This window comes from Mesorhizobium sp. M1169, from assembly GCF_040318345.1.
GTDB lineage: Bacteria > Pseudomonadota > Alphaproteobacteria > Rhizobiales > Rhizobiaceae > Mesorhizobium.
This window is the reverse complement of sequence record NZ_JAMYME010000022.1, coordinates 22,121-35,340: the sequence shown is the minus strand read 5'-3', so window position 1 is coordinate 35,340 and position 13,220 is coordinate 22,121. Positions and strand designations below refer to the sequence as shown.

Here is a 13,220-nt window from a genome sequence, read left to right as displayed (position 1 = left end):
CGGCAGCGCAAGTGGTTGTTTATCGATCGACAATCAATGAGCCTGTGGAGACCGATATATGAACACGATGAAGGGGCCTGGCCTGATGCTCGCCCAGTTCAGTGGCGATGCCGCACCATTCGACAGCCTTGAGGGAATTGCCGACTGGTGCGCCAAACTGGGCTTCAAGGGTGTCCAAATACCGGCTTGGGATCGGAGGCTGTTTGACGTGGAAAAGGCCGCCGAAAGCCAGGCCTATTGCGATGACATCAAGGGTATGCTCGCTGAGCGTGGCATCGTCGTCACGGAACTCGCGGCCCATCTTTTCGGACAACTCGTTGCCGTGCATCCGGCCTACGACGCGATGTGCGACGGCTTCGCTCCGGAAGCTCTGCGCGGCAAGCCCAACGAGCGAAGCACCTGGGCGGTCCAGCAGGTGAAGCTAGCCGCAAGGGCCTCGAGGAGGCTCGGGCTTAGCGCGATGGGGACATTCTCGGGGGCACTCCTGTGGCCCTATTTTTTCCCTTTCCCGCAGCGTCCCGAAGGTCTCGTGGACATTGCGTTCGAAGAATTGGCGAAGCGGTGGTTGCCGATCCTGGACGCCTGTGAAGATTCAGGCATCGACCTCTGCTACGAGATTCATCCGAGCGAAGACCTGCACGACGGCGAGACTTTCGAGGTGTTCCTCGAAAAGGTCAGCGGTCATCGACGCTGCAACATCCTTTACGATCCGAGCCACCTGCTGCTGCAACAACTGAAATACTTGGACTACATCGACATCTACCACGAGCGCATCCGGATGTTTCACGTCAAGGACGCGGAATTCAATCCAACCGGTCGACAAGGCGTCTACGGCGGGTACCGGGGCTGGACAGACCGGGCGGGCCGCTTCCGCTCGTTGGGAGATGGCCAGGTCGCGTTCCGACCGATCTTCTCAAAACTCGCTCAATACGGGTTCGACGGCTGGGCGGTTCTGGAATGGGAGTGCTGCCTGAAGAACCAGCAAGATGGAGCCGCCGAAGGTGCGGCGTTCATAGGCGACCACATCATAAGGGTTACGGACAAGGTCTTCGACGACTTCGCCGGGACTGGCGCCGACGAGAATGCCAATCGGCGGATGCTCGGGCTGGGCGTTTAGGAGGGAATTATGGAAATCGCAACAGTAAAGAATGGCTCTGAGGCCGGCTTTGTCCACGGCTACAGCGAGGTCGGCGACGTTCGCCTACACCATGTTTCGGTCGGCGATGGAGCCCCGGTCCTCCTCATCCCCGGCTGGCCACAGACTTGGTATGTCTGGCGACATGTCATGAAAGGCCTCGCCGAGGCGGGTTTGAAGGCTATCGCGGTCGACCCGCGCGGCATCGGGGAGTCGAGCCGGCCGGCTCGAGGTTATGATACCGCAACCGCGGCGGCAGATCTGCACGGCTTGATGCGTTTGCTCGGATATGAGCGATTTCAGGTGGTTGGCCACGACATCGGCAAGTGGATCGGCTACGCGCTCGCAGCCGATTTCCCGGATGCGGTGGAGCGCGTCGCTCTCATGGATGCGAGCATTCCGGGGATCGCGCCGAATGCCGAAATCTTCGGCCCTGTCGAGAAACTCAAGTTCCGCTGGCATTTCATGTTCAATCAACTCGCTGACCTCCCTGAGATGCTGATCCAGGGTCGCGAGGCGCAATACCTCACCTGGATGTTCGATCAGTGGTCGGTTCGTCGCGAAGCGGTCGCGGTCGACACGTACATTGCTGCCTATTCAAGCCCCGGCGCCTTGCAGGCAGGCTTTTCCTACTATCGCGCGATTCCGGAAACGATTGCCCAGAATACGGAGCGCAGGAAAACCCGGCTGAAGATGCCGGTTCTGGCCATGGGCGGGCAGTTTTCCGCTGGCGACGGATCGCGCGCCATCCTCGTCGACGTGACCGAACAACTGCGCGGCGTCATCGTGCAGGGCAGTGGCCACATCGTTCCGGAGGAGGCGCCGGAGGCAGTGCTTCGCGATCTCGTTCCATTTCTTACGGGAACCAACTGAAATCGCAGTCTCTTGAGCCATTAACAGCAAGAGGTCCCGAAAACCATGAATCCTTCTATTCTTCTGCTTTCAGCAGCGCTTGCGGGTGCAATTTTGCCGTTCCAGGCTGGGGCGAACGCCGCCTTGGCCAAGTCATTCGGACATCCGCTGACCGCGACGGCAGCGTCGTTGATCGTCAGCATAGGATTGCTCCTGCCAATTCTGGCCTGCCTGCGAACCGAGGTGCCTGGATGGCGTATTCTGCTGTCGCCGCCCGGTTGGGCCTGGGCGGGAGGCGTCGTGGGCGTGATATTCCTAACCGCTTCTCTCCACATCGCGCCAATTGTCGGTGCTACCGCCTTTGTCGCGCTTGCGGTCTGCGGTCAACTCGTCTCCTCCTTGCTGATCGACTACTTCGGGGCCTTCGGCTTCGCTCCCAAAGAGATAAATCCGCTGCGCGTGATCGGCGTGGCACTAATGGTAGCGGGCGTCGGCTGCGTTCATTTGGGTACGAAACATTTGGCGCCAGCCCAATCCAATGAAGCGCCTGTTCGGTGATCGAGCCGCCGAGGCGGTGCATAGCCGACCGGTTCTCAATGCAGCTACCAGATACGAGGAACTGGAAGCATGAAGGGATTCAACGGCACGTGGGAAAAATTCGAGGACTACGTGCTTGATTTCGCCAACGAGCGGCAGCGCGAAGGAAGCAGGGTAGCGATCGTCACATTAGTGCATGTCGAGGGTTCGTCACCGCGCGCGCTGGGTGCCCAGATGGCCGTGTGCGAAACGGGCGAATGGACGGGTTATCTATCGGGAGGATGCATTGAACGGGCCGTGGTTGCGGAGGCACTCGACGCTATAGAACTGGGGGAGAATCGGCTCGTCCGCTATGGTCGCGGCTCCAAATATCTAGATATTCAGCTGCCCTGCGGTAGTGCTATCGAGTTGATGTTTGACGTGACCGCTAGCCCATTGGAGCTCGAGACGATCGATTCTCGTCTTCGCGACAGGTCGGCGGCGATTATGCGGGTACCTTTTGTGCGCGGGACGGGCACCGAGGCGCGAACATTCAAGCGGACCTACTTACCTCGGATCCGCCTGATCGTGGCGGGGGTCGGGCCAGCCGCGATACAGCTTTGCAAGTTTGCAAGGTTAAGTGGCTACGAAGTCATTCTCTATTCTCCCGACCAGCCCACGTGCGGCGAGTTGCTCAGAACAGAGCCCGCAATGCAGGTCGTACCCCTGACAACTCCCAACCGCACCCCTTCGATCAATGTCGATTGCTACACCGCGGTCGCTCTATTGTTTCACGATCACGAATGGGAAACGCAGTTGCTGCATCTTTTCCTTGCCTCGGAGGCATTTTACATCGGGGCGATGGGGAGCCGCAGGACACACGAACGGCGTTGCGAACGACTTGTTCGTTTGGGCACGAATCCGATGCAGTTAGATCGCATCAGCGCACCCGCCGGTCTGTTTTCAGGAGGTAAGAGCGCGAGCGTAATCGCCGGATCTGTCCTGGCGGAAATCATGCATGTGCAGCAATTGGCTCAGTGCCATGCTGACGCCACCACGACTGGAAGCCATGCGGAATCGGGTCCGATCCGCCATGTTCTCTGCGGTACCTAACCGACAGGTTGGCTGGCTCACTACTTCTCGATGTGACGAGAACAACCCGACAGTGATGCGGCGATGGAACGACGAGGACGTGACCAGGTCGCCGCGGCAGCTTCGGTCATAGGGCTGATACTTGTGACGTCATGCGTCTGACCTTGGCGGCCCTTTGGGTGCGCGTCGTCTTGATCTTCGACGGGCAAGGCAGATGTGCAGGAGCGGGATCCGGCTTGTCTCCACGGTCGTGTGAGGGGTGGCGAGTTTCGTTCAAAGGAACGTGTTGATGACGCTTCTCGACCTTGTCTTCAGAGATTTTGTTGACGCGCTTGAAACGGCTCACAACGAGGTTGGCTTCAAAAATTGCAGCTGACCGTTTCGCCGGGCGGCTAGATGTTCGCCGCCGTGGCGGCCGCATAGACCAGCATCGACAGACCGTCGGCGAGACCGAGTGAAACCGCCTCGGCTGTCTGGATGACCGACTTTGGGCGCGAAGCTGACTCCTGGCTGCGTTCGAACCCAATACCCCGTCATCCCATGCTCATGATATGTGCTACATTCGAAAGTCGCATAAAAAGGCAGTCTGGAACGTTGCAGCCCGGAGGTATTGAAGCGGCCATAGTTTCGGTGTGATGGCAAGCTTGGGAGCATCTGCGGCTTCATCAAGAGCGATCCTGGAATCGGTTCCAGCCGTGCATACGGTTGGCGACCCGCACCGCGATCGGATGGAACGGGACCGGCTCCATATTGGTGACCGGAAGCGACATCTGCTCATTCGTGCGCCGACCTGCCGCCCAGCGACCGATTTCCTGGCCAAGCGACATGGAGCGTGCCACACCGCGACCCGAATAGACGCCACCAAAGACAAGGCCGGGCGCCAACGCCGGCGTCACGGTAACGGATCTAAGCCAGCCTGGCCTTTACGCCGACATCTTGCAGAGGCTTGCTCAACGGGTTGTCGATGGCGAATTCGAGCGCGGTTTGCTGTTCTGCGGAACCGGCATCGGCGTTTCGGTTTCCGCCAACAAGGTGCCGGGGATACGTGCCACCCTGGACCCACGACACCTATTCGGCAGAACGGGCCGCCAAGTCCAACAACGCTCAGATCATCACCATGGGCGCACGCGTGATAGGCCCCGAACTGGCGAAAGCGATTGTCGACAAATATCTGGCCCCCAGCTTCGACCCTGCCGGCGCTTCGGCGGAGAACGTCAAGCCGGTCGACCGCCTCGACCAGATCAAGCGCTAGTCTCCGGCGATCACGGGCAATTGGCTGGCCGAACCTCTGACAGAGGCCGCGGAAGGCCATCGATCTTCGCCCTCCAGCCATCATGCTCTATCGCACGACCGGTTCAATCGGGAACCGGAGCAAACCTGCGTCGGCATCGAGTTATGTTTAAAAATGAACAAAATCATTCCGTAATTTAGATGAAGATAGACATATTGAGGGAGATGGCATATCGTCAGATGGAGGCTGACATCGGGAAGGGGCCTCGACACCCAGGGAGGAGATATAAAAATGAACTCGAAGCTGGTTTTGCACGCTTCCGTCGCGACCTTGCTTGCGGCAGGCTGCTGCGTTGCCTTTAGCGCTTTTGCAGGGGAAAAGCCCAAGGGGCTGATGCTCTTTTCGTACCTCGGCGATCAGGCCTATGTTCGCCAGTACAATGTCGCCAAAGGCCGGGCAGGCAAAATTGAAGATGTCCAGATCGACGTCAAATCGGGCACCTCGCGCGGCGACGTCAATTTCTTCATTCAGGAAATCGTCAACGCCCCCGCTGAAGGCTACAAGGTTATCGGGGTCAACACCGGTGCCACCTCCAAGGAACTGGTAAGCGCGCTCAACGATGCGACCAAGCAAGGCATCAAGGTGCTGTCCTTCGACGGCGCGCCACCGCCGATCGACGACCTGACGGCGCAGGTGAATTATGATCCGGTCGGGGCAGAGAAGGCAGTCGTGCAGGAATTTGCCAAACAACTCCCTGCGGGAGGCGAGATTGGCGTCATCCGCTGTATTGCGGGCCTGGCGGATACCGACGCGTTCATCAATGCTTTCAAGGATGCGTTGAAGGGTACGAAGTTCAGCATCGTTGCCGAGGGCGACGCCCGTTGCGACCCCGAGAAATCGCGCACGATCGCCGAGGGCATGTTGAACGCGCATCCAAATCTGGTCGGCATCTACGATATCTTTGACGTCTCGGCACAGGGCACGCTGCAGGCGCTCGAGGCAGCCGGCTCCAATGTCATCGTTGGTTCGGTCGGCGGCCAGGAGTACGCGCTGAAGGCGATCGCTGCGGGCAACAAGAACTGGAAGTTCACGGTCCCTTACCCGTTCGAGGTGATCGCCAGAACAGCCACGGACACCACTGCTGACCTGGTGCGCGGTAAAAGCATTGAAAAGCTTGTGGTGGTGCCGGCGCAGCCCGTCCAAACCTCGGAGAATGCGGGTGGCATGCTGAAGACGGTCTCCGACGTTGTGGCGGGCAACGTTGATGACGTCGTGAAATAGCGCCACCGATGGAAGCGCACGTCAACATTGCGGGGAAATCATCCGACCCGGCGGCGGGGCGCCGCGATCACCTCTCCATCCTGCTATGGCTTCTGCAGGCCGGGCCGATCATAATTCTCGTAACCCTGGTCGTGGCATTCGGCCTGCTTGCCCCGCATTTCATTTCGGTGCGCAATCTTCAGAACCTCCTGGCCCAAAGCGCGATTGTCTGCGCCTTGGGCCTCGGGCAATTCCTCGTGATCCTGGTTCGCGGCATCGATGTCTCGGTCGGCAGCGTCATAGCGCTGAGTGTCGTGACGGTGGCCACGCTCACCGGTGTCGATCAACCCAGCTCGATTGCGCTGGTCATCTATCCTCTTGTTGGTCTGATTGTCGGACTGATCAACGGCTTCCTCATCGTTAAAGGCGGCATTCCGCAGCCCCTCGTGGTCACCGTCGCGATGCTCGGCATTGTTGCCGGTGTCGCATTGCTCATCAGCGGCGGCAACACGCTCGTGGGTGTTTCGCCCGCCGTGCATTGGCTGGCAAACGGCAAGATGCTGGGCATACCTGCCGGCGCCTTGATGGTCCTGGTTCTTGCAGGGTTGTTCTGGCTCATGTTGCGGCGTACGCAATGGGGCCGCTGGCTCTATGCGGTTGGTGGCAATCCGGATGTCGCGCAATGGGTTGGGCTTCCGCGCGACAGGTTGATCATGAGCGCGTATGCCATCTGTGGCACCACAGCGGGCATTGCAGGCATGCTGTATCACGGTCGGACCGGGTCGGCTTCGCCTCTTTCGGGCATCGGCTATGAGCTGGACGCCATCACGGCGGTGGTTGTCGGCGGCGCAAGTCTCTTCGGCGGTCGCGGCAGCATCACCAACGTGCTGTTCGGCGCGCTCATCATCGCCACGATCCGCAGTGGCCTTCAGCAACTCGACGTCTCTCCGTTCTGGTCATCGGTGGCAATCGGCGTCGGCATCCTGCTGGCCCTTGAACTCGATGTCTTGCGCAAACACATCGAGACCCGCATTCGAACGCTGCGTGCGAGACAGGTGAGCCAATGAGTGTCGCCTCGCCAGACAGCATTTCCAACATGGCCACCGATGCGCGTCTGGTTCTCTCGGTGCGGGACGCGCGCAAGGCCTACGGGTTCGTAACGGCGCTGGCTGGTGCGTCGCTTGACCTCCATGAGGGCGAGATTGTTGCCTTGCTCGGCGACAACGGCGCCGGAAAGTCGACACTCATCAAGGCGATCACCGGCATCGTAACGCTGGATTCGGGTGACATCGAGCTTGACGGACACCCATTGCGGCTGCGTTCGCCCGCCGACGCGCGTGCATCGGGCATCGAGACCGTGTTTCAGGACCTTGCTGTCTTCGACAATCTGACCGTATCCGACAACTTCCTGATCGGACGCGAGCAGACGCGGCCACGCTGGCTCGGTCCGCTGGGCTTCCTTTCCGCTGGACAAGAGCAGCGACAGTGGCGGCAGCATGCCAGCGCATTGAGCGTCAGCCATGTCTCACCTTCCCAGGAGATCGGACTGATGTCGGGTGGCCAGCGTCAGGCTGTCGCGGTTGCACGGGCAGTGGCGTTCGCCCGACGGGTGGTCATTCTGGATGAACCTACGGCGGCACTTGGTGTGCGCGAATCCGACGAGATATTGACGATGGTAAGACGCCTGCCGGAGCGAGGCCTGTCAGTCATCATCGTAAGCCACAACATGGACCACGTCGTGCGCGTGGCGCACCGTGCTGTCGTCATGCGGCAAGGCCGGAGTGTCGGCGAGATGACTGTAGGCCAAGGCGTTCAGAAGGATCTTGTCGCAATGATCATGGGCGTCACCTGAAACAGCGTCATCCGGAAATCGTGCTGCTTTGTAAAACTGGATTGGCGCGGTCGATCGCTAGCCGATCGATGAGCTCCTCCACTTTCCCGAGGCTGAAGATATCCTCAAGCGCCAGATAGGCAGCGCCAAAAAGGGCACTGTCCTTCTGCGGGTTGGCAAGGACGATCTGCAACTCGCGCGTGGCAAGTGGAAGGCATCGCTGGTAGACGAGTTCGCGGATACCGGACAACAGAAACTCTCCACCCTTGGCGAGTGTGCCGCCCACCACGATCAAGTTCGGGTTGAGAATACTGACGACATCGGAGGCGACTTCGCCGATCACCCGCCCAGCGCTGCGCAGCAGCATCAGGGCTTCCGGCTTCTGCATTTCAACGAGCGATATGACATCGCGGGCGTTCTCCGCCTTGAAGCCTTTGCTTGAGAGATCCCGGGCAATCGCCCAGCCGCCGGCGCGGGCTTCGACACAACCGAGCTTGCCACAGCGGCACAAGGGCGCGTTCTCGGAGTTAAACTGGATATGGCCGATGTCGCCGGCCGCGCCCTGAGCGCCACGAAAGATCTTGCCGCCGGCGATGATGCCGCTGCCGATACCCGTTCCCGCTTTGATGAAGAACATGTCATCGACATGCGGGAAATTCTGGCGGTGCTCGTGGATCGCCATGAGGTTTACGTCATTTTCGACATAGATTGGTACATCGAAACGACGGCGCAGCCAGCTGATGATGTCGAATTCGTCCCACCCGTGAAGGACCGAGGGACCGACGACGCGGCCGCGTTTGAAATCGACCGGCGTGGGCATGCTGAGGCTGACCCCAAAAAGCGAGCCATGGCTGGTTCGAGCCTTCACTGCAAGAATGTCGAACCCGTCGGCAATCTGCTCGAGGGAAGCCGCCGGTCCGTCCGACGCGTTGAACGGTATTGTGCTTTGCGAGACGATCGCGGGTTCGAGGTCCATTGCGGCAAGATGGATGTAGGTTTCGCCAATATTGGCGACGAGAAAGAAACCCGCCCGTTCATTGATCCCAAGCACGCGCGTCGGCCTTCCGCCACTCGGCATGGTGCGGGCCGTCTCGCGAATCAGGCCTGAGTCGATCAGCGCATTCAGGCGCTGGGTGACAGTCACGCGTGACAATCCCGACGCGTCGAGCAACGCTGACCGGGACGTGGCGGCGCCAGTGGCAATCAGCGAGAGAATTTCCCCGCTGTTTGCAAGGGCGGGATGCTCCGCCGTACCATTTGTCCTGACCATTCCGCACTTTCCCGTTCGCCCTGAGATTTAGCCACAAACCCCCGGGAGATAAAGGCGTGTCTGCAAGAAAGCTGCATAGCTTTTGTACAAAAATATGCAATAATACGTTGACTTATAGATATATCGATGACTAAGAGTACATCGTCTGGGAGGAACGACGAACTTGCGCGGACCGACCGCGCCGTTCCGGTGTTTCTCCGTCACTCCATCGACGGAATATCGCATGTTATCAGCGCAAAAGGACTTAGCCCGACCGGATCTCCTGGCGAACGCCATTCGCGCGCTGTCAATGGATGCGGTCGAGAACGCCAAGTCCGGCCATCCAGGCATGCCGATGGGCATGGCCGAGATCGCGGTCGCGCTCTGGCACCGGCACCTTCGTCACAATCCATCCAATCCGGCCTGGACCGACCGCGACCGCGTTGTGCTCAGCAACGGCCACGGCTCGATGCTGCTCTACAGCGTGCTTCATCTCACAGGCTACGATGTCTCGATCGCCGATCTCCGGCAGTTTAGGCAGCTTGGCAGCAGGACGCCGGGCCATCCCGAATTCGGCTATACGCCGGGAGTTGAGGTTACGACCGGGCCGCTTGGGCAAGGCCTCGCAAATGCTGTCGGCATGGCGATTGCCGAAAAGACGCTGGCCGCCAAATTCAACCGATCCGGACACGACATTGTCGACCACCACACCTTTGTCCTGGCAGGCGACGGCTGCCTGATGGAAGGCATTTCGCATGAGGCGTGCTCGCTTGCCGGAACGCTCGGTCTGGGCAAGCTGATCGTGCTTTACGACGACAACGGCATTTCCATCGACGGCCATGTCGAGAGCTGGTTTTCGGACGATACGCCGAAGCGGTTCGAGGCCTATGGCTGGCAGGTCATTGCTGATGTGGACGGGCACGATATTGCGGCAGTCGACCAGGCGATTTCCGCGGCAAAAGCGCATGCAACCCGCCCGACGCTGATCTGCTGCAAGACCACGATTGGCAAGGGAGCGCCGACGAAGGCGGGCAGTCACGATTGCCATGGATCTCCGCTGGGCGCCGACGAAGTCGGCGGGGCTCGGCTTGCTCTCGACTGGCCGCATGCGCCCTTTGACGTCCCAAGAGAGATTGGCGACGCGTGGAACGCCTCGGTCAGAGGGGCTATGTCTGAGGCCGACTGGCGCCGCCGCTTCGAGACATACCGCGAGGTCTACCCCAATGAAGCGGCGGAGTTCGAGCGGCGAGCCAAATGCGATCTTCCCACGGCCTTCGCCGCCAAGGCGGATGCGTTCGTTGCGCAAACCGTCGAAAAAGCCGAAACGCTGGCCACACGCAAGGCAAGCCAGAATGCCATTCAGGCCTTTTCCGGCTTCCTTCCCGAGCTGATCGGCGGTTCGGCAGATCTCGCCAGTTCGAACCTCACGCTTTGGAAGGGGGCCGAGCCGATCACCTCCGTCTCGGGCGGCAACTACATTTACTACGGCGTTCGCGAGTTCGGAATGGCCGCGATCATGAACGGCCTGATGGCCCATGGCGGGTTGCGTCCATTCGGCGGCACGTTCCTGATGTTTTCGGAATATGCGCGCAACGCCCTGCGGATGGCAGCGCTGATGAAGCTCGGCGCCATCTATGTCTTTACCCACGATTCCATCGCGCTCGGTCAGGACGGTCCGACGCATCAGCCCATCGAGCAGTTGGCTACGCTCCGGCTGATGCCCAACATGGACGTCTGGCGACCATGCGACACCGTTGAGACGGCGGTTGCCTGGCAGGTTGCGCTGGAGCAGGTGGCGACGCCGACAAGTCTCGCGCTTAGCCGCCAGAACCTGCCGTTTCAGCCGCGCGACCAAGCCCAGGTTCAAGCGGTGCGCAGGGGCGGGTATGTGCTGCGCCGGGAAGATGGCCGGCTGGATGCCGTCGTCATCGCGACCGGATCCGAAGTACAGCTCGCTGTCGCCGCCCAGGAGCGACTCGCGAAGCAAGCGGTTCAGGTTCGCGTGGTGTCGATGCCGTCCACCAGTGCTTTCGACCGGCAGGATGACGACTATAGGGCCGAGGTGCTGCCACGGGGCGTGCCCCGCATCTCCGTCGAAGCCGGCGTCACCGACTATTGGCGCAAATATGTCGGCCTCGAAGGCGAATGCGTCGGCATCGACACGTTTGGCGAATCGGCCCCGGCCGAGATCCTCTACGAGCATTTCCACCTGACCATAGACGCCGTCGAAAAGGCGGTCCACAGGGCGCTCGAGAAACATCGCCGCGCTGCGTCGCCGGAGTTGGGAAGGCAGCAGGCGAGATGACCGCTACCTATGTCATCGGACTGGATTACGGCACCGGATCAGCCCGCGGCGTCCTGATCGACGCCGCAACCGGCGAGCAGATCGGCAGCCACACGCATGCCTATCGCCATGACGTCATGACGCAAAGCCTTCGTGACGGCACGCCCTTGCCACGCTCATGGGCGTTGCAGAACGCCGCCGACTATCTCGATGCTGCGGAAGAAATCCTTGGTGTGCTGGGGCGCGGACGGATCATCGAGTCGATCGGGCTCGGCTTCTCGGCAAGCTCGCCGATGCCGACCACCACCGACGGAACAGCCCTTTCCGAACTTCACCCTGGCGAGCCTCATGCCTATGTCAAACTGTGGAAACATCGCGCCGCACAGCCCTACGCAGACGCGATCAACCGTCGGGGCGGATCCTTCCTGCGCAATTTCGGCGGCAAGCTTTCCGGGGAATGGCTGCTTCCCAAGGCCGCCCAGATCGCGGACGAGGCACCGCACATCTGGAGCGCCGCCGGCAGGTTCATCGAGTCCGGCGATTGGCTTGTCTGGCAGTTGACCGGCCGCGAAATGCGCAGTCTGGGTTTTGCAGCCTACAAGGCCCAGTATTCCGAGACCGAAGGCTATCCGCAGGGGATCGTGCCCGGTCTTTCCGAAAGATTGTCGGTGCCGCGCCGTATCGGCACTCCGGCTGGAGGCTTGTCTGAGGCATGGCGGACGCGCACGGGGATCACTGGCCGCGCGATCGTCGCAGTGGCGGTCATCGATTCACACGTCGTGCTGCCCGCGGTCGGGGCCGTGTCGTCCGGCTGTCTCGTCGGTGCGCTCGGAACGTCTGCGGTCTATCTCTTTTTGAACGAACAGTTCCGTCCTTTGCCCCCCGGCATCGAAGGTGTGGCCAAGGATGGATCGGTTCGCGATCTCTGGTGCTACGAGGCCGGGCAGGCTGGGTTTGGCGACATGCTCGCCTGGTTCGTGAAGGCCTTTCCGCGTGGCGCGGACGAGGCTGAAAGTTTCCGTGTCTACAACCGTGAGGCAGCCGGGCTCGAACCCGGCGCCAACCATCTCGTGGCGCTTGATTGGTGGAACGGCAACCGGGTGCCGCTCGCGGATTCAGACCTCAGCGGCCTGCTTCTCGGTCTCACCACCGAAACCACGGGCGTCGGCATCTACCGCGCACTGATCGAGTCGCTGTGTTTTGGCGCTCGCACGGTGGTCGACCTCTTCGAGGCCGGCGATTTTGGCATCAACCGCATCATCCTGACGAGCGGGCTGGCCCAGAACAATCCATTGCTGGTGCAGATCATGGCCGACGTGCTGGGGCGCGTCGTGGAGGTTCCAACCATTGCCCATGCGACGGCCGTCGGCGCGGCGGTTCATGGCGCGGTCGCGGCCGAACTGGTGAGCGGCTTCGCCGAGGGCACGGCCCGGTTCGGCGCGCGCACCTTCACCCCCTATCACCCACGCCGCGAAAGCGCGGCCGCCTACCGGTCTCTCTACAAAAATTATCGGCAGCTCAGCGACAGCCGGACCGTACGCAACGCCATGCATGATCTGAACAGGGCGGCGTCGCTCGGCCGGCCGGAGAAAGAAACGAAATCGGTGGCCTGAGCAAGGCGATTGCCAACCCCGTCGATCTTGTGCGGAACCGCCATCCTTCGACGTGCAGGGCACGCATGAGGCGCGGCTCGCATCTATAATTATGTATAAAAACATACATAATTATAGATATAATGTTTGACTCTATGCAAAACATATGCGTAACTCG

General features: G+C 60.5%; 11 protein-coding genes and 1 pseudogene. 10 read left to right on the top strand and 2 right to left on the bottom strand.

Translation table 11 applies throughout. The features are described from left to right. Positions 1 to 58: 58 nt before the first annotated feature. The 4 genes from NKH41_RS20745 to NKH41_RS20730 all read left to right on the top strand — a co-directional run bounded on the left by NKH41_RS20745 (position 59) and on the right by NKH41_RS20730 (position 3,616). Positions 59 to 1,117 (top strand): sugar phosphate isomerase/epimerase family protein, encoded by a 1,059-nt coding sequence (locus NKH41_RS20745; RefSeq protein ID WP_352933595.1) that lies wholly within the window; start codon positions 59 to 61, stop codon positions 1,115 to 1,117. Between the two features lie 9 nt (positions 1,118 to 1,126). Further along, positions 1,127 to 2,008, top strand: a complete 882-nt coding sequence (locus tag NKH41_RS20740) for an alpha/beta fold hydrolase (RefSeq protein WP_352933592.1) — start codon at positions 1,127 to 1,129, stop codon at positions 2,006 to 2,008. A 45-nt stretch (positions 2,009 to 2,053) separates the two neighbouring features. Beyond that, positions 2,054 to 2,545, top strand: coding sequence for a DMT family transporter (locus NKH41_RS20735; RefSeq protein WP_352933590.1), 492 nt, complete (start codon positions 2,054 to 2,056; stop codon positions 2,543 to 2,545). 69 nt (positions 2,546 to 2,614) lie between these two features. Continuing rightward, positions 2,615 to 3,616, top strand: coding sequence for an XdhC family protein (locus tag NKH41_RS20730; protein ID WP_352933587.1), 1,002 nt, complete (start codon positions 2,615 to 2,617; stop codon positions 3,614 to 3,616). Between the two features lie 644 nt (positions 3,617 to 4,260). On the opposite strand, the gene NKH41_RS20725 is transcribed toward NKH41_RS20730, so the two are convergent. Then, a complete protein-coding gene (locus NKH41_RS20725; RefSeq protein ID WP_352933584.1) occupies positions 4,261 to 4,422 on the bottom strand; it encodes a hypothetical protein in 162 nt (53 codons plus the stop codon). A 70-nt stretch (positions 4,423 to 4,492) separates the two neighbouring features. Between NKH41_RS20725 and NKH41_RS20720 the strand changes: the two are divergent. From NKH41_RS20720 to NKH41_RS20705, 4 genes and pseudogenes are all read left to right on the top strand, one after another. Beyond that, a pseudogene (locus tag NKH41_RS20720) lies at positions 4,493 to 4,847 on the top strand (RpiB/LacA/LacB family sugar-phosphate isomerase); the annotation flags it as partial. Positions 4,848 to 5,117: 270 nt separating this feature from the next. Next, positions 5,118 to 6,107 carry a sugar ABC transporter substrate-binding protein gene (locus NKH41_RS20715; protein ID WP_352933581.1) on the top strand — a complete coding sequence of 330 codons (990 nt, stop codon included), beginning with the start codon at positions 5,118 to 5,120 and terminating at the stop codon, positions 6,105 to 6,107. Between the two features lie 131 nt (positions 6,108 to 6,238). Then, positions 6,239 to 7,153: an ABC transporter permease gene (locus tag NKH41_RS20710; protein ID WP_352933578.1), complete on the top strand. Its 915-nt coding sequence runs from the start codon at positions 6,239 to 6,241 to the stop codon at positions 7,151 to 7,153. Continuing rightward, positions 7,150 to 7,938: an ATP-binding cassette domain-containing protein gene (locus NKH41_RS20705; RefSeq protein WP_352933575.1), complete on the top strand. Its 789-nt coding sequence runs from the start codon at positions 7,150 to 7,152 to the stop codon at positions 7,936 to 7,938. Before NKH41_RS20710 ends, NKH41_RS20705 begins: the two co-directional genes overlap by 4 nt. A 7-nt stretch (positions 7,939 to 7,945) precedes the next feature. Here NKH41_RS20705 and NKH41_RS20700 read toward each other — a convergent pair whose 3' ends face one another. Continuing rightward, on the bottom strand, positions 7,946 to 9,187 hold the full coding sequence (locus NKH41_RS20700) for an ROK family protein (protein ID WP_502906031.1): 1,242 nt from the start codon (positions 9,185 to 9,187) through the stop codon (positions 7,946 to 7,948). 223 nt (positions 9,188 to 9,410) lie between these two features. Between NKH41_RS20700 and tkt the strand changes: the two genes are divergently transcribed. Together tkt and NKH41_RS20690 are read left to right on the top strand one after the other, a co-directional pair. Then, positions 9,411 to 11,471, top strand: coding sequence for a transketolase (gene tkt / locus NKH41_RS20695; RefSeq protein WP_352933569.1), 2,061 nt, complete (start codon positions 9,411 to 9,413; stop codon positions 11,469 to 11,471). Next, the gene (locus tag NKH41_RS20690) at positions 11,468 to 13,063 is read left to right on the top strand and encodes an FGGY-family carbohydrate kinase (protein ID WP_352933566.1); all 1,596 of its coding nucleotides are present in this window, start codon (positions 11,468 to 11,470) and stop codon (positions 13,061 to 13,063) included. The genes tkt and NKH41_RS20690 overlap by 4 nt, the downstream gene beginning before the upstream one ends. The last annotated feature ends 157 nt before the right edge of the window (positions 13,064 to 13,220 follow it).